General features: G+C 43.1%; 18 protein-coding genes. 14 read left to right on the top strand and 4 right to left on the bottom strand.

The window, feature by feature from the left end:
* The first annotated feature begins 32 nt into the window (after window positions 1-32).
* The 4 genes from FJ444_RS07525 to FJ444_RS07510 all read left to right on the top strand — a co-directional run bounded on the left by FJ444_RS07525 (window position 33) and on the right by FJ444_RS07510 (window position 2,847).
* Window positions 33-650, top strand: coding sequence for a TetR/AcrR family transcriptional regulator (locus FJ444_RS07525; RefSeq protein WP_140957444.1), 618 nt, complete (start codon window positions 33-35; stop codon window positions 648-650).
* Between the two features lie 67 nt (window positions 651-717).
* Window positions 718-1,701, top strand: coding sequence for an MDR family oxidoreductase (locus tag FJ444_RS07520; RefSeq protein WP_140957442.1), 984 nt, complete (start codon window positions 718-720; stop codon window positions 1,699-1,701).
* 91 nt (window positions 1,702-1,792) lie between these two features.
* The gene (locus tag FJ444_RS07515; protein WP_140957440.1) at window positions 1,793-2,305 is read left to right on the top strand and encodes a hypothetical protein; all 513 of its coding nucleotides are present in this window, start codon (window positions 1,793-1,795) and stop codon (window positions 2,303-2,305) included.
* Window positions 2,306-2,340: 35 nt separating this feature from the next.
* Entirely contained in the window at window positions 2,341-2,847 is a 507-nt protein-coding gene (locus FJ444_RS07510) for a hypothetical protein (protein ID WP_140957438.1), read from the top strand.
* A 93-nt stretch (window positions 2,848-2,940) separates the two neighbouring features.
* Here the strand turns inward: FJ444_RS07510 and FJ444_RS07505 are convergent, their stop codons facing one another.
* A complete protein-coding gene (locus FJ444_RS07505) occupies window positions 2,941-4,452 on the bottom strand; it encodes a M20/M25/M40 family metallo-hydrolase (protein WP_140957436.1) in 1,512 nt (503 codons plus the stop codon).
* A 305-nt stretch (window positions 4,453-4,757) separates the two neighbouring features.
* Here FJ444_RS07505 and FJ444_RS07500 point away from each other — a divergent pair, with 305 nt between their 5' ends.
* The 4 genes from FJ444_RS07500 to FJ444_RS21350 all read left to right on the top strand — a co-directional run bounded on the left by FJ444_RS07500 (window position 4,758) and on the right by FJ444_RS21350 (window position 9,520).
* Window positions 4,758-5,549, top strand: a complete 792-nt coding sequence (locus FJ444_RS07500; RefSeq protein ID WP_181405094.1) for a universal stress protein — start codon at window positions 4,758-4,760, stop codon at window positions 5,547-5,549.
* A 46-nt stretch (window positions 5,550-5,595) separates the two neighbouring features.
* Complete coding sequence (locus tag FJ444_RS07495; RefSeq protein ID WP_140957432.1) at window positions 5,596-7,233, top strand: Na/Pi cotransporter family protein; 1,638 nt, start codon at window positions 5,596-5,598, stop codon at window positions 7,231-7,233.
* Window positions 7,234-7,258: 25 nt separating this feature from the next.
* The gene (locus FJ444_RS07490; protein WP_140957431.1) at window positions 7,259-8,674 is read left to right on the top strand and encodes an MBL fold metallo-hydrolase RNA specificity domain-containing protein; all 1,416 of its coding nucleotides are present in this window, start codon (window positions 7,259-7,261) and stop codon (window positions 8,672-8,674) included.
* Window positions 8,675-9,367: 693 nt separating this feature from the next.
* Entirely contained in the window at window positions 9,368-9,520 is a 153-nt protein-coding gene (locus tag FJ444_RS21350; RefSeq protein WP_181405093.1) for a hypothetical protein, read from the top strand.
* Between the two features lie 545 nt (window positions 9,521-10,065).
* On the opposite strand, the gene FJ444_RS07485 is transcribed toward FJ444_RS21350, so the two are convergent.
* The 3 genes from FJ444_RS07485 to uxuA form a co-directional block, all read right to left on the bottom strand.
* Complete coding sequence (locus FJ444_RS07485) at window positions 10,066-11,604, bottom strand: hypothetical protein (RefSeq protein ID WP_140957429.1); 1,539 nt, start codon at window positions 11,602-11,604, stop codon at window positions 10,066-10,068.
* Window positions 11,605-11,704: 100 nt separating this feature from the next.
* Window positions 11,705-12,925: a family 43 glycosylhydrolase gene (locus tag FJ444_RS07480; protein WP_219993880.1), complete on the bottom strand. Its 1,221-nt coding sequence runs from the start codon at window positions 12,923-12,925 to the stop codon at window positions 11,705-11,707.
* A gap of 492 nt (window positions 12,926-13,417) precedes the next feature.
* Window positions 13,418-14,587: a mannonate dehydratase gene (uxuA, locus tag FJ444_RS07475; protein WP_140957427.1), complete on the bottom strand. Its 1,170-nt coding sequence runs from the start codon at window positions 14,585-14,587 to the stop codon at window positions 13,418-13,420.
* 242 nt (window positions 14,588-14,829) lie between these two features.
* Here uxuA and FJ444_RS07470 point away from each other — a divergent pair, with 242 nt between their 5' ends.
* The 6 genes from FJ444_RS07470 to FJ444_RS07445 all read left to right on the top strand — a co-directional run bounded on the left by FJ444_RS07470 (window position 14,830) and on the right by FJ444_RS07445 (window position 19,903).
* Window positions 14,830-15,285, top strand: coding sequence for a MarR family winged helix-turn-helix transcriptional regulator (locus FJ444_RS07470; protein WP_140957425.1), 456 nt, complete (start codon window positions 14,830-14,832; stop codon window positions 15,283-15,285).
* A 393-nt stretch (window positions 15,286-15,678) separates the two neighbouring features.
* Entirely contained in the window at window positions 15,679-16,125 is a 447-nt protein-coding gene (locus FJ444_RS07465) for a GNAT family N-acetyltransferase (protein ID WP_140957423.1), read from the top strand.
* A gap of 49 nt (window positions 16,126-16,174) precedes the next feature.
* Window positions 16,175-16,657 carry a MarR family winged helix-turn-helix transcriptional regulator gene (locus tag FJ444_RS07460; RefSeq protein WP_140957421.1) on the top strand — a complete coding sequence of 161 codons (483 nt, stop codon included), beginning with the start codon at window positions 16,175-16,177 and terminating at the stop codon, window positions 16,655-16,657.
* A gap of 162 nt (window positions 16,658-16,819) precedes the next feature.
* Window positions 16,820-17,212 carry a RidA family protein gene (locus FJ444_RS07455; RefSeq protein ID WP_140957419.1) on the top strand — a complete coding sequence of 131 codons (393 nt, stop codon included), beginning with the start codon at window positions 16,820-16,822 and terminating at the stop codon, window positions 17,210-17,212.
* Between the two features lie 16 nt (window positions 17,213-17,228).
* On the top strand, window positions 17,229-18,371 hold the full coding sequence (locus tag FJ444_RS07450) for a DSD1 family PLP-dependent enzyme (RefSeq protein ID WP_219993879.1): 1,143 nt from the start codon (window positions 17,229-17,231) through the stop codon (window positions 18,369-18,371).
* 62 nt (window positions 18,372-18,433) lie between these two features.
* Window positions 18,434-19,903 carry an aldehyde dehydrogenase family protein gene (locus FJ444_RS07445; RefSeq protein ID WP_140957417.1) on the top strand — a complete coding sequence of 490 codons (1,470 nt, stop codon included), beginning with the start codon at window positions 18,434-18,436 and terminating at the stop codon, window positions 19,901-19,903.
* Window positions 19,904-19,917 lie beyond the last annotated feature (14 nt).

The following is a 19,917-nucleotide window of genomic DNA, read 5'->3' as shown; positions in this document are numbered from 1 at the left end:
ATTAAAAAAAGCGTTATGATTGAGATGTTGCAATGACCATAGCAAAACGGGGACGCCCACCTAAACAAGCCAGAAGTTTCGATGATACCAAGCAGGCATTGCTGCTTACCGGCATGGCCATTCTTACTGAGCGCGGTTTTAATACCGTAGGAATTGATTACATTCTGAAACGAGTAGGCGTGCCCAAAGGCTCGTTTTATCACTATTTTAAAAGCAAGGACGATTTTGGACTGCAGGTTATTGCGCATTACGACCAGTATTTTTGTGCCAAGTTGAAGCGTTGTTTTAACAGTGAACCTGCAACACCGGTTGAGGGAATAAAGCGCTTTATTGAAGAAGCGGTGGAGGGTATGCAGAAATACCGCTTTACCCGTGGCTGTCTTATCGGCAATTTTGGACAGGAAATGCCCATTCTGGCGGAAGCGTTCAAACAGCCACTGGCAGACTGCCTGCAACACTGGACTGCATTGTTATCGGCAACGCTCAAACAAGCACAAGATCTTGGTCAGATTGCAACTGAAATAGATTGCCAGGAGCAAGCTGAATTTTTTTGGATTGGCTGGGAAGGTGCCATTTTAAGCGCAAAGGTCATGCAATCTGACGTTCCCATGCGTAAATTTGCCACCGTATTTTTAGCCCGACTAACCTGAATCCGAACCAGACAACATGTCTATTACTATCCTAAACATCCCCTACAAATCCTAAACAGGAGGCACTATGTTTAATGCTGTTTATATATCCAAAGACGACAATGGTTATCACGCAGATATTGCTGCGCTGGAAGATACGGCGTTACCTGATGAAGACGTGATCATAGAAGTACATTACAGTACGCTGAATTACAAGGATGCCTTAGCAATAACCGGTAAGAGTCCGGTAGTGAGAACATTCCCTATGGTTGCCGGTATCGATCTGGCAGGCACAGTGCTTTCAAGTCGCTCTGCGAAATTCAATCCTGGAGACAACGTATTGGTTAATGGCTGGGGCCTGGGAGAGCAATACTGGGGTGGTCTTGCGCAAAAAGCGGCTGTTGATTCAGCTTTCGTTCAGTTGTTACCTAATACTATTACACCCTATCATGCAATGAACGTAGGCACAGCGGGTTACACCGCTATGTTATGTGTTATGGCGCTGGAGTCGCACAACATTACTCCAGACAAAGGAGAAATCCTGGTTACTGGTGCTAATGGCGGAGTCGGTACCACGGCAATTGCGATTCTAGCAAAGCTGGGGTACACCGTAGTTGCCTCTACTGGCCGTATGGAACAGGCTGATACACTGAAAGCCCTTGGTGCATCGGAAGTTATAAGCCGATCACAGTTCAGCGAGCCTGGTCGCCCACTGGCTAAAGAGCGATGGGCAGGTGTTGTTGACTCCGTGGGTAGCCATACGCTGGCTAATGCTTGTGCCTCAACAATGTCAGAAGGTGCAGTGGCAGCCTGCGGATTGGCGCAGGGCATGGACTTTCCTTCAACAGTAGCCCCCTTTATTTTGCGTGGTGTTAAGTTACTCGGTATAAACAGTGTCACCCAATCACTGGCAGTACGAGAGAAAGCCTGGGCAAGAATTGCAACCGATCTGCCACCCGAGAGCCTGGCCTTGATTACCCAAAATGCAGGCTTGGCAGACGCACTAGCGATTGCCCCTGATTTTCTGTCTGGACAGGTACAGGGCAGAGTAGTTGTAGATGTAAATAAATAGCGCTCAATTCTATCCTCATAGACAGGTTTATACTGTTATTTGGCACGATAGACTGGGTGTCGTGCCAATAGTTAACCCTGTGGAGGATGAAGTGAATTTTTATTGTACAGTCATTTTTGGCTTAGCAATTACCTTGTCAATCCCGTCGATTGTTTTCGCATCTCCTGACCGCGAAAACATTGAAGTGATCACAGTAACCGGTGATCAATCACTTACGCAAATGCGTACTACGACAAAACAAAAGCAAATTGAGTTTTACCAGGCTTACAACGCAGTAAATACCGATAAATACTTCGATATGATGTGCGATTATCGTGCCGACATTGGCAGTCACATTAAATCATTGGAATGCGAGCCACGCTACGTTCAGTTGATAAGGTCGGAACAGGTAAGAGACAACATTCATGGCTTTAGGTTTTACCTTAATAAGGTCCCGTCTGAAACTGAGCTCACGCCATTATTACGGGCGCAACACGATAAAGCCGAAGCACATATGGCAAAGTTAATTCAGGAATATCCTGAACTCACCAGTAAGTGGAATGATTTGTTAGTCGCGTTATATCGCTACGAAAGCCACAAAGCATTGAAAAATTCCAGTGACTAATTTAGTTAAGCTATTGAAATGATATGGAGAATCCAGTGAGAACAACTCTTTTAACCGCTTTAATCGCAGTATTCAGTATATCGACTTTTGCCAATGCCTCACCTGCGCAGGACGATGTTGAAGTTATTACCGTCACGGGTGACCAATCTCTGGTGCAAATGCGCAGTGCAGTTAAGAAAAAGCGCCTCGAATTTTTCGAAGCTTATAATGCCATTAATCCTGATAAGTACTTTGATATGTTGTGTGAATATCGTTCAACTATAGGTAGCAATATAAAACGTATGGAGTGCGAGCCACGATATGTAAGGCTAATCAGAGCAGAAAAAATTCAGGATAATTTTCAGGGCAGTGCTGTTAATTTTGCAATGATGCCCAATGACTCTGATTTAGCACCTTATCTTCGTGATGAGCATGAAAAAGCAGAAGCGCATATGGCAAAGTTAATTCAGGAACATCCTGAGCTTACCAACAAGTGGAATGATTTACTGATAGCGGTATACCGTTACGAAAGCCAAAAGGCGCTGGAAAAAGACGAAGAATAAAAACAGCTGCCTCAGAAGCGTTACGCGTAACCCATTCTGACGATTTAATATTTCGCGTAACGCCAAATTTCAGAAAGAAAATCAATGAATTGGCTAATTTTTAAATTCAGTAAGTAACAACGACTCTATTATTGCGCTACCAGTAAAATAATTGCCAATTCGCAGGTTTTCGTTAGGTGCATGCTGGTTATTATCGCGATTGACCAAGGGCAATAACACCACCGGAATACCTAAACCTTCAGCGATACCTTCTGTTGGCACTGTTCCGCCCATGATAGGAATTTCGATAGGTGGCGTGTTCATGGATGCTTTTACCCAGGCTCCCACTGGAGAAGTAAGTGGGGTTTGCAAAGCTGCCGCCCCACCCAAATAGGTAACACTGGCCAGTTTTTGATGTTCACCACGCTCCAGCTCGGTTGGTTCGCCCTCTGTCAAATGAAAGCCCTGGCTTTTCATGAAGGTCTTAATCAGCTCTACCTGCCTTAAACCCGGTGTTGCAGTAACGGTGCGGATATCTATCCTGGCAGTAGCGTTTGCCGGTATCACCGTACGCGGTTTATTTGGGTCGGCGGCCACCATACTATTGATGTTCAGTGAGGGGTAAAGCAACGAAGTATAATAGTCGCTGTCGACTAACTTAACACTGCTTACACCCACATTTGTAGCCATTTGTTTGTGATCAACAGGAATGGCTGCAATCGCTGATTTTTCGGCTTCGGTTATTACAATGCCGTCGTAATAGCCCGGAATAACCACCCGTCCATTACTTGATTTAAAACTTGCGAGTAACGTAGCTAACGTTTCTGCCGGATTCATCACAACATTTCCAAAGTGACCACTGTGGATATTGCCACTGGGTCCGTAAACGGTAATGTGAATCAGACTAATACCCCTGTGCCCGTACACCACGGTAGGTGCGTTGCTGTCGTGTAAAGGACCGTCCATAAAAATAGCTGCATCTGCGTTTAATTTTTCACGATTATCCAGAATGACTTTTTTAAGGGTAGGTGAGCCATTTTCCTCGCGAGAATCAAGCAGCACCTTAATATTGACTGCGGGTGACTTACCACTATCACGCAGTGCTTTTATGGCAGCTAACAACATCATGATGGGCGCTTTGTCATCTGAAGCAGACCTGGCAAACACACGCCATTCAGGATTGGGACTCGCGGTATCAAGTAACGAAGATAGAGGTAATACTTCCCAATAATTCCCCCGTTTTTCTTTTAATACAGGTTGCCAGGGATCGGGTTGTGCCCACTGTTCAGGTGAAACCGGTTGTCCATCAAAATGGGCATAAAACAATATCGTCGGCCGGTTTGGCGACGTATCTTCATACTCGGCATACACCATTGGCATGTTATCGGGTTCGGCCAATAATTGGGTTTTAAAACCATATTTCCTGTAGGTATTTGCCAACCATTGAGCATTTTTCTGCATGTTTTCAGCAGACTCAGACGCCACATTCGGCAAACTAAGAAAGGTAAGGTACTCCGGCAACGTAGATTTTGCCGCGTTAAAAGACGACGTGTCGTTGGTTTGTGCACTCACATGGCTATACGCAAGGGTGGTGACGAGCGCAAAGATAGCAGGATAAGATTTCACGATATTGCCTTCATTCAAAGTTAAGTGTTCATCCTATACACCTCAACAGATAAAAACACGGTTTTCAGTAAACAAATACGACTAACTTTACGGAATTACTGACCAATTCAATACATGTTATTGGGATGGGTCTTGTAGACAAAAGTCACCGGGTTCGCGTGCTATCAGTTTTTAACAATCAATTGACATGTATCACATTAAAAATAGGCGACCAGGTCTACACTTAATAAAAATGACCTTACTTTATAAGAAGAATGTATAACTCAGTTTTGGCGGTACCTGATTCAGAAAGCGCAATTTACTCAATGTTGGAGAAGTGTGAATTGATGTCGGTTAATCAGCTAACCCTCGTCTATCCGTTTGGTGAATACAGGTTCACGAATAAACCTCATATTCTGAATAAACTCTCATCGCTCAAGGATAAAGGCTGCCAGTTGGATCACATAACGCTGCCTTTGGGTGCTCACAAAAAGCATTTTTCATTCATCGCAGAACAAGCTGAATTGCGCGATGCCCAGTTAATTATGTTGACCCGACAGCAAGAACAGCCAGGAAGCGATTGGTTAAATGGTGTGAAATCGTTGCTTCGATCTAATAGTGAGTGGGCAGTCATGTTATGCAGTAAACGCAGTTGGGCAGGGCGTTCAATAGGTGTTCTGGCAACCATCGATATACTTGATGATACTAAAGAACATGCCGCATTAAATACGGGAGTTTTGGACGCTGCATGTTCTCTGACAGAACGATTGGCAGCAATGTTACACGTGTTGAGTGTTATTCCAGTCTCGCTGGTAAGTACCGAACTTGACCTGGTAGAACCGTATGAGCGGTTGCAAAAACACGTCGCCACTACACATGAAAAGTTAGTTGAATTTACGTCGGCGCTTCACGATGGAAAGGATGCCATTCTATCGGTAACAGCTGGCTACCCACCGAGAGAAATTCAATCCTATACCAGGCAGCATCACTTAAATCTTGTTGTTCTGGGCAATATTGCCAGAACCGGCATACGCGGATTATTGCTGGGTAATACCGCAGAGAAAATACTGGAGCATCTTCGCACTGACGCATTAATTGTGCGGAACAAACACCACTAAATCATCTAATTATAAATACAAACATTATTGCAAAACAGGACACAAAATGGATTCAGTAGTACTTGCGGGCAGTGTATTAGGCGGGCTGGGGCTATTTTTGCTTGCCATCAGTATGATGACAGACGGTTTAAAACTGGCTGCCGGCAGTGCGTTGCGTCATTTGTTGTCAACGTGGAGTAAGACCCCGCTACGCGGCGTAATATCAGGCTTTACCATGACCGCATTAGTACAATCATCCAGTGCAGTGACGGTGGCATCTCTGGGGTTTGTGAATGCCGGATTGATTTCCATGCGGCAGGCCCTCGGCATTATTTATGGCTCCAATATCGGCACTACTATTACAGGCTGGCTGGTTGCAATCGTAGGTTTTAAACTGAATATACAGACAATTGCCTTGCCACTGGTTGGTCTAGGTATGCTGTTCCGCTTGTTAAAGCCCGGTTCTCGGTTTGCCTCTGTAGGATTGGCGTTAGTGGGTTTCGGGCTGTTTTTTGTTGGTGTAGATATTCTTAAAAATGCCTTTGAAGGCATTGTTCAGGCTTTTGATATTTCGCAACTTTCTGCTGACGGGATCAGTGGCATTTTGCTGTTTTTGGTGGTGGGATTTGTAATGACTGTACTCACCCAATCCTCCAGTGCATCGATTGCGCTTACCATAACAGCGGCAACCAGTGGCGTAGTAGGCATTTATGCGGCAGGTGCCATGGTAATTGGAGCCAATATTGGTACCACGTCTACGGCATTACTCGCGTCTATCGGCGCTACCGCAAATGCCAAAAGAGTTGCTGCGGCGCAAGTGACATTTAATGTTGCAACCGCCATAGTGGCACTCCTTATTTTACCGGTACTGTTTTATATCATCCATGAAATCACCGCGTTCTTTCAGGTTGAAGCCAATAATGGTGTAACGCTGGCTATTTTTCATACTGTTTTTAACGTGCTTGGTGTGTTACTTATTTTCCCGGTTAATGACAGGTTTGCTGCGTTTCTGGACCATCGATTTACCTCCCGGGAAGAACAGTCATCCAAGCCACAATATCTGGATAAAACCATTGCTCAAACGCCCGATTTGGCCGTTAACGCGATAATTCTTGAGTTGCTATCTACGAGTGATAAGTACCTGGATTTGTATCAACGCGTACAGGTATTACACAACTCAAACACCAACAAATATGCAGCCGATATTCAGGTGCTTAAAGTACTCTCTCAGGCAATTTCTGAATTCATTGTGAGTGTAGAAAGTGCTGCTCTAAGCAAAGACACAACAATCTCACTGGCGACCATGATGCGGGTAGAGCATTACCTGTTAAATGTGATTTTAAAGCTTGAAAACATCATTCAGTTAAACACCTTTGACGAGCACATTGAAGACAGCACAATGCTTATGCAAATCAATGACTTTCAAGCTCATTGCTACGACTATTTATACAAGGTACGCAAAAAGGCTTATCTGAACGATGATGATATGTTGTCTGCTTACGAAGCACTCAGGCAGCAACATGAAGCGGTAAAGGCCGACCTGATACTTAGTGCAACACGCGGCAGTATTTCCGTTGCCCAAATGGCTCATACCTTAGACAAACTGGCGGAAACGCTGCAAATCGGACAAATGTGGATGAAAGCATTCAGTCGAATTCAAACCATTGAAAACAAAATCGAAACGTTGAGAAAAAGTAATTCATAACAATACAAATAAAAGGAGAGGGCACATGGCAACATTAACCTTTTACGGCGCAATTGAAGGGGTAACCGGTTCAATGTATTTGTTGGATACGGGAAAGTATAAAGTGTTGCTCGACTGTGGCTTGTTCCAGGGGCGAAAGGAAGAGGAGAAAAACAACTATAAACCCCTGCCATTTTATGTGTCTGATATTGATGCAGTGGTGCTGTCTCACGCTCACCTTGACCATTCTGGCAGACTGCCCATTTTAGCTCGAGACGGCTACAACAAACCCATATATATGACTCGACCTACAAAGGATCTCATTGAAGTTCTGCTTAAAGACGCTGCATCATTACAGGAAAAAGATGCTGAATGGGAAAATAAAAAACGAAAACGAGCAGGTAAAAAATTAATAGAGCCGTTGTACCGGGAAGAAGAAGTAGACGGCGTAATGTTACTTTGTCAGGGCATTAAATACGGTAAGCGAATTACTATAGTCCCTGGCGTTGAGATCTGTTTTCGCGATGCTGGCCACATACTGGGATCAGCGATTGTAGAAATCTTTATAGAGCACGGAAATCACCACCGAAAACTGGTGTTTTCCGGAGACCTGGGTAACTCTCAGGCTGCGTTATTGCGCGATCCGGAAGTGATTACCGAAGCAGATGTCGTACTTATGGAAACCACTTACGGCGATCGCAATCATCGTTCTATGGAAGAAACCCTCGATGAATTTGAACAAGTTATTGAAGAAGCGAGTCAGAATGGTGGCAATATTCTTATCCCATCATTTGCAGTTGGACGAACCCAGGAGATTATTTTCAGGCTGGGCGAGCTTTTTCAAAAAGGCAAACTAACACATCAGCGTGTCTATCTGGACAGCCCAATGGCTATTGCCGTAACGGAGATTTATCAAAAATACCAGGACGTGTTTAACGATGAAGATATGGCGGAAATTAATGAAAGCGCGCAGCTTATGCACAGTAAATCGCGCAGTCTGCATTCATTGTTGCCCATGTTGAAATACTCGACCACTACAGAAGAATCAATCAGCCTGAATAAAGTAGTAAGTGGAGCCATTATTATTGCTGGTAGCGGTATGTGTAATGGCGGGCGCATAAAGCACCATCTTAAGCAAAACCTATGGCGTAAACAATCGCACGTAATATTTGTGGGATTTCAAGCCGTTGGCACACCAGGACGTTCTTTGGTTGATGGCATAAAACGCATAAAAATGGCCGGTGATGACATTGCCGTAAATGCACAAATTCACACAATGGGTGGTTTTTCAGCCCATGCAAGCCAATCACAATTATTGGACTGGTTATCGCATTTTACAAACAAACCCAGACTATATCTGGTACATGGCGAACAAGACACTAAAGTACAATTTCAGCAGGTAGCCAAGCAGCACAACTGGCACGCCAACATCCCAGAGCTTGGCCAACGAATTGAGATTTAATCTTACAATTAACGATTATTGGCGTCCTGGTTATTCAATACAAGGGGAAACCCCTATAGGAAAAGTGGTCTGTAAATGGGACCGTGATAGCGAATCCAATCTGGTAGTAAGTCGTATTTCAATCCCATTTATAGGCTACAAATAATGAATACCTTCGTTAAAGCTGTTTTCTGGTTTCTGGTGTTAATTCCTGCCACGGCAATAGCACTTGCGTTATTTATCATCTCACACATTTTCAAACCATTTATTAAAGCAAGATAACGTTGTGAAATCTGCGCTAAAGCTGTAGTAAGAGGTGTCGATTACTATAAAACACTCAATTTAACATAATATAAAATCCATATTAGCTAAGAGTCTGGTTAGTAGAAGATAGATACTGCGCCATAAGATGACCTTATGAATGAAAGTTCAAATACTCACATCTTGTCGTTAGCAAAAAATTGCAGGATTACTAACTATTAACTGCTAAGCAAAATGTGCAAATTCAAATCTCAGTACGTGCGAACAGTTGTAAGGTTTCCCGAGCTTGACCAACAGGTTTGCTGACCACGAGACTTTATAGCCATTAATTGAGTATTAAAGCCGGTAGCATATCTGTCAAAAGATGACCAAGGAACGTTCCCAAAAGGCTGCCGAATGATGGGCTGTGGTGGCCTCAATGAATCGAGCCGTAACGAACGTTGTTGGTGGCTCATGCCGACCTGGGTAAAAGAAATTGCAACCATCGACGATAAACCACGTCGAGCGAAAGGCGGAGGTGTTGTGCTGAAAAGCACAGGCGAAATTGTGCCAAGCCCGTGGACGGTAAAGATAACGCCCATGGGCATTTACATCATTAAAGCGTGATTAGCTGGCGTTGGTGTTGTGAAGCTCACAGCCAGCGGTGAACGCTGCTTGTGAGCGAACAACACACCAAACAAGGCCCCTACACACTCAAATACCATATTGCGCATAATGTATATTATGTTAAATATGTTATTTTCTAGCAATAGTAGATGCAGAGTGTTGATGATAGCCACACAAAGCGAGATTTAAAGACAGTATTATTCACAATAATATATGGGATTACCGTTCGCTTGGATAAATCTATCGCGAAGATTCCCGCTTATCCATTTTACCGGTGGCGCTAAACAGAAATCGATGTATCTAAGATATGGTGGATTACCACCTAACAAACAGGAAGACATTCACAGTGAAACATATAATACGTGGCCAAAAATATTTGACCACTACAAAGGTACATTACGGTGCAACACACTAAAGATCACGGGAACAAAAAATAACGTTGAAACCATGCTGTTAAGCATGGTCCCCCAATAATTTAGTTTACTATTAGGGATTACAGCGTTAATCGCGATGATTATTTGCGAGGAAAGCACATTGTGAAGTACTTAACCGCAGCTTGGATTACCAGCCTCTTCAAATACCATAAAATTAACACTGACTGGTTCAAGCTCTATTTGTCCGGCACTAAAGGGTTTACCCTTTAATTCCGGAAAGCTGTCACCTTCTCCAAGTGTCAAATCGATGCCATTGACCGCAGCTTGATGTGACCCCGTCTCAGCAGCAGTTAAAGTGTAAAGTGTGCCGCCTGCATCAACGTTTATTATTCTTGTTTTATCTTTTTGTATATTTACCGCCAGTACAGTCACTGCACCAGTAATGTTCCGGTGACAATGTGCATATATATTCGCGCCCTTAATACCTGGATTCAGAACAGCTGTGCCCATGAGATTTCTCCATACCCAGGCAGCCCAGTAGTTAGGGCGAGGTGTAAAATCATGTTCATCGAGCAATGCATAATCACTGGCTGCCAGTGTATTGTGCATAAATACTTGCACACCTTGTTGCGCGGAGCGGGCCAATTGATCTACAAAACGGTAAGTGTCGTCAAAGGTGGTAGCCCAAGGATTACCACCACAAGCGGTTTCACCAGATTCACTTATCCATAACGGTGCATTTGGCGCAAATCGATCCCTAAGCTTGGTTGATTTATTGATGCCATCATCAATACTCGCCAGCCAATCGAGTTCGAAAGCATCCTCTGGCTGACTACCTATAATTGGTATGTGACAGCGTTGCGAGGATGCGCCGTAGTAGTGAAACGAAAATATATCTGGCTTGGGGGTATCCGCAGAAAGGAGTTCTTCAGGCTGAAATGTATCAGGCCCCAAATGGTAGGCCATGGTGCGCATAGGCTCACCCATTTCAACAGCGCCGGGTCCCATCACCAATGTCGTTGGTGATGATTGTTTAATCCAGTCATAAAAGTGGCTGTAGTCGCGGTGATAGTCTGACGGGCTGTAATTTTCAGGTGGCTGTGTCAGGCCAATCATATTCGGCTCATTTGCAAATTCCAATCCGGCAATCGTTGCGCCTAAGCTATCAGTGAATTCCAATAGTTGTGTCGCGTTATCAGCTTGCCAGTGCCCGTTTGCATCTCTGGCACCAGCACTGGTGGCCAATGATAAAACGATTTCGGCATCAGCTATTTGCGCAAAATTCACTGCGTCTTGCCACTGTTGGCGAGTGAGTATGGCATCAAATCCGCTAGGTGGCTGTGAAGGTGGTGTGTCGGTATTAGCAAAATAAGTGGCATTTGCCCAGGTACCACTGAACCGAACATAGGATGGTGCCAGTCCGGCAGCCATTTTCTGTAACCTTGCGTTTGTTAAATCAATCGGTGGGCGGTATTCATAACGTTCATCTCCGCTGGGGGCTTTTCCCTCTTTGTAGGGCGCCCAAAAGCGCCCTCCGGTGACTTCCACCATTTCAACGTTATAAGCCAGAAAGCGTTCACTGATACTGCCGGTCTTTTTCATTCCAACCGGCGAAATTGATATATCGGTCTGTTGTGATTGATTGTTGTTACACGCAAATAATGTGTTTACCAGTAAAACACTTAATGTAACAGCAGGTAGCTTTTTCATTTATATTTCCAGTTTAATTTTCCTGCCACTCAGCAGATAACTTTGCAAACGTCTGTTTATATCGAACAGGCATATACTGCTAAGCTTTGAGTGAGTACCATTAATCGAAGTCTTCGATTCTCCACGAGTCGCGCCATTCAATTGTCGGGTAATCGCCATTAAACGTAATTGGTAGCCAGACATAACGAGAAATAGAGGTATTCACACCGGTTAATTGTGCAGCATACATTACTGCCTTTTGCTCTTCAGGCGTAAAAGGTTTCATTGGTTTGGATGTTGCTTTGGCAATCGCACTTCTCACCCAGCGAGACAAATCACCTGATGCATAGTTTGGATCATCGGCAACATGAGGAAACCAGGTGTCTGCCAGGGCTATGTACAGATTTTTCTTGCCCGGTACTTTAAACACATCACTAATCTGGCTGTTGAATGATGTTTCAGTTACATCATTGGGATGTAAAATTCCCAGCGTCTTGAAAGGACCATGATAATCCTGAGCACTTGCAATTTCTGACGGGTTCGGAAAATACCCTGACAGACCAGACGTTGTCATATAGATAGTATTGTCGCGCTTGAAAAGGGCTGGAGCCTCGCGAGTATTGGGTGGCTTTCTTGGAAAGTGATGTGAAATATTTTCGGTGGCATCTGTCCAGTCTTCATTTAATTCGGCACAGATAATTTCAGAATGATCGTGTTCAAAATACATATAGGCTTTGTTGGTGTCTTCATCGATCACTAAATCGAAATCACCAGCATGAAGCCCTGCTGGGAATAGTTTTTCGTGCACCATCAGATAGGGACCGGTGATTTGATCAGCTATCAAAACCGTTCTGAATTGCGGACCTAATCCACGAATTTTTATCCAGCAAACGTATTTTTTGGTGACTGGATTATAGATAATATGCGGTCTTTCTGGGTATACCTTATAGCTTAAAGGAGACTCAGGATCTTCGATATTCGCTGGAATTATGGCCCCTAAGTCTTCCCAGTTGTACAGGTCTTTTGAGCGATAAAAACGTATCCCCCAACTCTCAATACCACTTTTACCGTCTGTGTATTCTTTATTTTCACCGTACCAATAATAGGTATCGCCAACTGCAATTAATGAACCCGCATGTGCCTGTATTGGTTTTCCATCAGTATCAAGCCAAACTTTACCAGGATAAATTGCATCCAGCTTTTTTGGTGCAGTAAGTAATTTTGATGATGTCGTGCCGCAACTCATTAGCGAAAATGTGCCAAGCAAGCTGGCAGCACCGCCTAACAGCGCTCTACGGGTGACTTTTGGTGCATCTGACGTAATGTCATCTATATTATTCATGAAAAACCTCTTAATCCGCTCTAATACGATGCTTGCTAAAATGTTACCCACAACAATACATCTCTAAAGATTCAAATTCTAGTATTACTGACAAACAATGTAAATAAAACATTTTATTTATTAACAATTCTGCTAACTGAATGGTGCGAATTGCTAAATTCATCGATTACATACGGTAATTTTTACCAGTCGATTACGACGTTTTTTAATAAAACAAAACTGACGCTTGATGATGTGGAATGGGTGTTCAACTGTGTCTTCAATTTGTTCACTAAATTGCGAGAGACATTAGTTTTGTTGAGCATGTGTTTAAAGTAATAGCCTTGGAGCTTAGTTTCCAGTGGATAGAAACTGCGTTCATTACTCATCTTTGGATTGCACTGTTCAAAGCATAGCGATAATTTTTTAAGAGCGCCTTTCCCTTACTTAGACGCTCATATATATTATCAAACTTCCGACTGCTAACCCGCTATTTGACCACCCAAACAACAACTAACGAGAAGAATCCAAGGCATTAAGTGTGTGAATTACACCTCTCAATTCACTCAGACCTTTTAATCTGCCTGTATAGGAATAGCCTGGTTTAACATCTGCGGCACCTATTTCATCAGCCATTAAATGACCGTGATCAGGTCTCATTGGTATTTGAAGCGCATGTTTTTTCTCTACTTTCAGTAAAGCATCTATTAGGCTCACCATATTGGTGTCGCCATTCAAATGTTCGGCCTCATAAAAAGAGCCATCACTTTCCCTGATTACATTTCTTAAGTGTACAAAGTACACCCTATCTGAAAATGAATTAACGATATCGACAAGATTATTGTCTGCCCTTGCGCCAAATGAACCAGCACACATCGTTAATCCATTTGAAGAACTTGGAACAGCCTCAATGATTTTTCTTGCATCATCCTTAGTAGAGACCACGCGCGGTAAACCAAACAATGAAAAAGGAGGATCATCAGGATGAATACATAGCTTTACACCATGCTCTTCTGCAACGGGAATTACTTCACGTAAAAATTCAAATAAATGATTACGAAATCTCTCTGTACCAAGATTAATAAATTCTTGTATCGCGACTTTAATTGACTCTCGGCTATATGAACCTTCGCCACCAGGTAATCCTGCGATCACATTTTTTTCAAGCAGCAAGATTTCTGCTTCAGTCATACCATTAATTCTTACTCTCGCTTTCTCAAGTTGCTCTGGTGTGTAATCCGCTTCTGCTCCCGGTCTTTCCAGAACGAAAACATCGTAAGCGACAAAATCCGACATTTCGAAACGCAATGCAAAGCTCGTGTTCGGCAACTTGTAATTTAAATTGGTTCTTGTCCAATCAACCACAGGCATGAAGTTATAACAGACTGTATCAACGCCCGCCTTGCCGGCATTGGCAACGCTAGTCTTATAGTTCTCTATGTACTTTTTAAAATCACCGGAGCGAGTTTTGATATCATTGTGAACAGGAATACTTTCTATCACTGACCACGTTAAACCAGCTTTTTCAATCAGTTTTTTACGCTCCAGAATATCGTCTAAATGCCAAGCATCTCCTGTTTTTACTTCGTGCAGCGAAGATACAATGCCCTTAGCACCCGCTTGCGCAATTTTTTCTAGTGAAATGGAATCTCCCGGTCCAAACCAACGCCATGTTTCAATCATAAAACCCTCAACTAATTTTAACTTTCGAGAACATTAGAAACTCAAAACTTTTACATCTCTAGAGATGTTAATGCATCACTGGAGATATAACTAGCATTATTTTGAAATTTTTGTTAAAAATAAGATCATGTGGTTTAAGGGTAAGCAAAAACGAAAAATGCTTGGTGTTTGAATATGCTCATGGGATTACATACTATGAACGTGAAACGATTGCCCTCACCTTTATTAACGAATGACAAAAGATGACAATAACACTCGGAAACTTAAACTACGCAATTAAAAAACTAAAGCTAGCATCTGAAGAAGCGGCTGTAAAAACTTCAATACCTGTTGACCCTCCCCTAACACCAGGTGAGTCAGCTGTACTGGAATTTTTAGTGTCTCAAACAGAAGAGAAATCAATATCAGAAATTGTTGAGGAAACCAGCTTGGTACAAAGCTGGGTATCTACCGTCGTAAAGTCTTTGGACAAAAGAGGTTGGGTAAAAGTAGCAAGACACCCAAAAGATAAAAGGGTCACTACTGTAATAGTGACAGACGAATTAAGAGAAGGTGCGGAACTTACCTTAAAACGCGACGCCAATGTGGTATTTGATAAGCTTTTAAAAAATGCTTCTGAGGAAGAAAAACTCGCAGTCAAAGTAGGATTGGAAACACTTTACGATATCATTCGTAAACTTGATCAAGCAGAAAAGTAGTTAAGTACCAACTGTAGTTACAATACGAGTCCATCAAGCAATGTCAGTCAGTTAAACTGCCTGACATTGCTCTTTGCCATGGAAAATAAGTCATCATCGGCTTTTTCATCCTGGAAGACCTTTCCCATTCGTAGATGAAGGAAGTTAAATAAATCTATATAGAACAAAGAGAAGAATGTAATTATTTTTCGATTTTTACCAAGGCTGCCTTACAAATAGTCACCAAACGCAAAAACTAGTTGAGGACACGACCTACCAGTCAACCTACTAACTATCTACCCTCCCCTAGGTACTCAAAATAAAAATTACGTAAATCTTATTTATGCTTGAAACGAAGCCCAAAGATGTTAGTTTGCGTGTTTTTTTGGTTTTGAAGAGATATGGGCGTAATCAATGGGTAATACAACTGGCGTTAATTTTGATGCTTTATCTATTCACCGTATTCAGTGGGAAGATACTATTTCACTTCGTCACTCTGTACTTTGGCCAAACAAAGATCCCAGTTTTTGTTTTGTACAGGGAGATCAGGATGCTTTCCACTACGGAGCTTATGTCAACTCAGAGTTAGTTAGCGTAGCTTCAATATACATTGATAAAACAAGTGCGCGACTGCGTAAATTTGCGACTAATAGCATTTACCAAGGTAAAGGAATCGGCTCATGTATGATTCGCTATATTATTGCTGACTTGCAGCAACAAAATATAATCTTATTGTGGTGTGATGCCAGAGAAACGGCAAGACACTTCTATGAAAGGCTTGGCATGTCCGTATGCAGTGAACGTTTTTACAAGTCTGAGATCGCCTATTTAAAAATGAGTAAGCATCTAACAAGGTCTTAAGTAAGTTAGTAATAATGGTTGTTACCGTAAAAGTTATGGAAAATTAGTAATGTATAAAGATGTTGTGGAAAATTTGTTAGCCGACTGGCGTAAAGAGAGGCCAGACTTAGATGGCGACGGAATAGCCGTAGTAGCCAGAATTATTAATCTGGCTAATCGGTACGAACAAGAGATCAATCGATTTCTGAAAGACTACGGAATTAATTATACCGACTTTGATTTGTTAGCAACCCTCAGGCGTAAAGGTTCTCCTTTTAAGCTTTCCCCAGGTCAACTTCAAGATGATGTCATTTTAACATCCGGAGCAATGACGGCCTGTTTAAAGCGACTAGAAAAAAAGAACTTATTAGCACGTACTACTTCCGAATCAGATCGACGCGGTGTTGACGTTCAATTGACCGAGCAAGGCAAATCCTTGGTTGATGAAACCATATCAAAACGATTCGAATTCGCGACATTGTCAGTAAAATCACTCGAAAGCAATGAGCAGGTTCAACTCGCAAATTTGCTTCAAAAATTGTCCAAAAGCTAACGTGAATCATTGAAAATTAATCATTTTTCTATCTATTTTTAGCCTGTTTATTGCACAGCAAGAATAGAACAGCATTTTCTGCTGCTGTTAAAGGTGAGTTCACAACAATATATCTTCATATAAAGATATATTGTTGTGAACTCACCTTAAGAGAGATTAAAAATGGCTACGGACATTATATACACAATAAAGGCGCCCTCGCCTGGCGGACACTATGTACAAGCTCTAAAGCATGAAGGGCTATTGTACATATCCGGACAGCTATCGTTTCCTCCAGAGGGACCGACGAGTTTGAACGATAATTTTACCGAGCAAGCTGCACAAGCATTTGAAAATGTTGGCGCTGTACTCAACGAAGCCGGATTGGACTTCTCTCATATTTTACAATTGCGCGCATATATCGTAGGCATCGAAAACTGGCCTGCATTTGATCAGGTCTGTGCACAATATCTACAGGAATATAAACCTGCTCGTGCCGTTGTTCCTGTCCCAACGCTTCACTACGGTTGCATGGTGGAGCTTGAAGCAGTAGCACGCGTCATTTCCACAAAGTAATAAAGCGAGAAAATCCATGTCTGACTCATTACGTACGGTAAATACACCTTGTTTAGTTATCAATCAGCAGGCGATGAATACCAATATTAATCGCCTGAAGTCTCATTTGAATGACTTAGGAGTGAGTTTTCGTCCTCATTTAAAAACAGCTAAATCCATTGCCGTAGCCCGAAAGGTTATGATGTCCGAATATGGCCCGGCTACGGTATCTACTTTGAAAGAAGCTGAGCAATTTGCCGCAGCTGGCGTGACTGATTTGACTTATGCTGTCGGCATTGAACCAGGTAAGTTTCCGCGCGTTAGTGCACTTCGGAACAACAATATCGATATTTCGGTATTGCTCGATTCGGTAGAGCAAGCTCATCAGTTGGCTCAATATTGTGCTGAACATGGCGAATTTATTCCTGCGTTAATTGAAATTGATTGTGATGGCCATCGTTCTGGCGTCAGGCCTGAGCAGGAAGAATTACTTATTGAAATTGCCCAAGCTTTAAACAGTAGTAATGCTTTGTTCAAAGGCGTCCTAACTCACGCTGGCGCCAGTTACAGCGAGAGTACCGTTGCTGCATTGAAACAATGTGCAGACCATGAGCGTGATGCTGCTGTCGGTGCTGCCAAAACACTTGCCGCAGCTGGATTCAATTGTGAAGTAGTGAGTGTCGGCTCTACCCCAACCGCTCATTTTTCTGAAGATCTCACTGGTGTAACAGAAGTTAGGGCTGGTGTTTTTGTTTTCTTTGATCTGGTCATGGCAGGCATAGGCGTTTGCAAAATTGAGGATATCGCCTTGTCAGTGCTAACCACGGTGATCGGTCATCAAGCAGATAAAGGCTGGATACTGGTTGACGCTGGTTGGATGGCAATGTCACGGGACCGCGGAACATCAAGGCAAAAGATTGATCAGGGGTATGGGATAGTGTGTGACGTTCACGGACGCCCTTTTGCTGATCTCATTATGGTTGATGCCAACCAGGAACATGGTGTTATTGCACTGAGAAGCCAGTCGTCTAAGAGGTTACCCAATTTGCCAATCGGTACCCGCCTACGAATCTTGCCAAATCATGCCTGTGCAACCGCCGCACAACACAATGAATACAAGGTTGTTGATGGAGACCAAGACAACATTGTTGACGTTTGGCCTCGATTCTACGGTTGGTAATGAAATACCTGATTTGGCAATAAATACACACAGCTGACTTTCTGTTTCTTTTAGAGATCAATATGAGTAAAGACGAAAATACATATCAGTTAATCGCAGAGTTGCCGGTAAAACATGCACTTATTAATGGGAAGTGGATAGAACTTAAACAACCATCATTGATTTCTGTTATTAATCCATCCACTGAAGAAGTGTTAACCCACATCGGACTAGGTCGAGAATCCGACGTTGATAGTGCTGTTGCTGCGGCAAAATATGCTTTTAAAAAGTGGTCGAAAACGTCTGTGGAAGAGCGAGCAGACCTACTACAACGTATTTACACGTTAATTCATGAACGAGCAGAAACATTGGCTCAACTGATTTCTCTCGAAATGGGAGCGCCAATTAATTATGCGCGCAGTGCTCAGGTTCCCTTGGCTGCTGAACATGTAAAAGCGGCAAGAGAAAACTTGCTCAGATTTGAGTTTATAAAACAGAGAGGGACTACCGCAATTGTCAGAGAGCCAATTGGAGTGGCAGGACAAATTACGCCTTGGAACTGGCCTCTGTATCAAATCACGGCAAAAGTTGCTCCAGCGCTGGCAGCAGGGTGCACTGTGGTTTTGAAACCGAGTGAATTATCACCGCTCAGCGCACTGTCATTTGCGCAACTAATGCTTGATGCGGGCGTTCCTGATGGTGTGTTTAATTTAGTTTTGGGCGACGGAAAAACGGTTGGAAACGCGCTTTCTAAACATCCCGACGTCGATATGATTTCTATTACCGGCTCAACCAGAGCAGGCATAGAAGTGGCAAAAAGTGCGGCATCAACAGTTAAACGTGTTGCCCAAGAATTAGGTGGAAAATCTCCCAATATATTGTTACCCGATACAGACTTTGCTACTGCGGTTCCTCTTGGGGTCGCCGCTTGTATGCGAAACAATGGTCAGTCTTGTAGTGCCCCAACAAGAATGCTGGTGCCAAAAGCATCTCTGGCTTTGGTTGAAACCTTAGCGTTATCCGCACTTTCTCAATTTAAAGTCGGGAATGCGAGTGATCCGCAATCAACACATGGCCCTTTGGCCAATGTTGCGCAATACAACAAAGTCAGAGAAATGATCTCTATTGGTTTAGATGAAGGCGCACGGTGTATTGCGGGAGGCCTGCAAAAAACGCCACTGTGGCCAAAAGGTTACTTTGTTTCTCCAACCATATTTAGTGATGTCTCAACGTCGATGACCATTGCAAAAGAGGAGATTTTTGGCCCGGTACTTTGCCTCATCCCATACGATTCTATCGAAGAAGCCATTTATATTGCCAATGATACGGTATTTGGACTCGGTGCTCACGTTCAATCCGCAAACCTTGCGCAGGCTCAAGACGTAGCCAAACAAATCCGCAGCGGTCAGGTACATATTAATCATCCAGCATGGGATCCGAATGCGCCGTTTGGCGGTTACAAGCAATCTGGTAATGGCCGGGAGTACGGTGTTGAAGGGATAGAAGAATACCTGGAAACCAAAGCCATTTTGGGTTTCTACAACGAACAGTGAAAGTGAGAAGTCGA

This window comes from Aestuariibacter sp. GS-14 (assembly GCF_006494365.1).
Classification (GTDB): Bacteria; Pseudomonadota; Gammaproteobacteria; order Enterobacterales; family Alteromonadaceae; genus Alteromonas; species Alteromonas mangrovi.
The sequence above is the reverse complement of the archived record's forward strand: the minus strand, read 5'-3'. Positions and strand labels throughout refer to the sequence as shown.

Coding starts and splice junctions, on each gene's coding strand:
- FJ444_RS07525 (WP_140957444.1), top strand. CDS start 33: ATGACCATAGCAAAACGGGGACGCCCACCTAAACAAGCCAGAAGTTTC.
- FJ444_RS07520 (WP_140957442.1), top strand. CDS start 718: ATGTTTAATGCTGTTTATATATCCAAAGACGACAATGGTTATCACGCA.
- FJ444_RS07500 (WP_181405094.1), top strand. CDS start 4,758: ATGTTGGAGAAGTGTGAATTGATGTCGGTTAATCAGCTAACCCTCGTC.
- FJ444_RS07495 (WP_140957432.1), top strand. CDS start 5,596: ATGGATTCAGTAGTACTTGCGGGCAGTGTATTAGGCGGGCTGGGGCTA.
- FJ444_RS07490 (WP_140957431.1), top strand. CDS start 7,259: ATGGCAACATTAACCTTTTACGGCGCAATTGAAGGGGTAACCGGTTCA.
- FJ444_RS21350 (WP_181405093.1), top strand. CDS start 9,368: ATGCCGACCTGGGTAAAAGAAATTGCAACCATCGACGATAAACCACGT.
- FJ444_RS07485 (WP_140957429.1), bottom strand. CDS start 11,604: ATGAAAAAGCTACCTGCTGTTACATTAAGTGTTTTACTGGTAAACACA.
- FJ444_RS07480 (WP_219993880.1), bottom strand. CDS start 12,925: ATGAATAATATAGATGACATTACGTCAGATGCACCAAAAGTCACCCGT.
- uxuA (WP_140957427.1), bottom strand. CDS start 14,587: ATGATTGAAACATGGCGTTGGTTTGGACCGGGAGATTCCATTTCACTA.
- FJ444_RS07470 (WP_140957425.1), top strand. CDS start 14,830: ATGACAATAACACTCGGAAACTTAAACTACGCAATTAAAAAACTAAAG.
- FJ444_RS07465 (WP_140957423.1), top strand. CDS start 15,679: ATGGGTAATACAACTGGCGTTAATTTTGATGCTTTATCTATTCACCGT.
- FJ444_RS07460 (WP_140957421.1), top strand. CDS start 16,175: ATGTATAAAGATGTTGTGGAAAATTTGTTAGCCGACTGGCGTAAAGAG.
- FJ444_RS07455 (WP_140957419.1), top strand. CDS start 16,820: ATGGCTACGGACATTATATACACAATAAAGGCGCCCTCGCCTGGCGGA.
- FJ444_RS07450 (WP_219993879.1), top strand. CDS start 17,229: ATGTCTGACTCATTACGTACGGTAAATACACCTTGTTTAGTTATCAAT.
- FJ444_RS07445 (WP_140957417.1), top strand. CDS start 18,434: ATGAGTAAAGACGAAAATACATATCAGTTAATCGCAGAGTTGCCGGTA.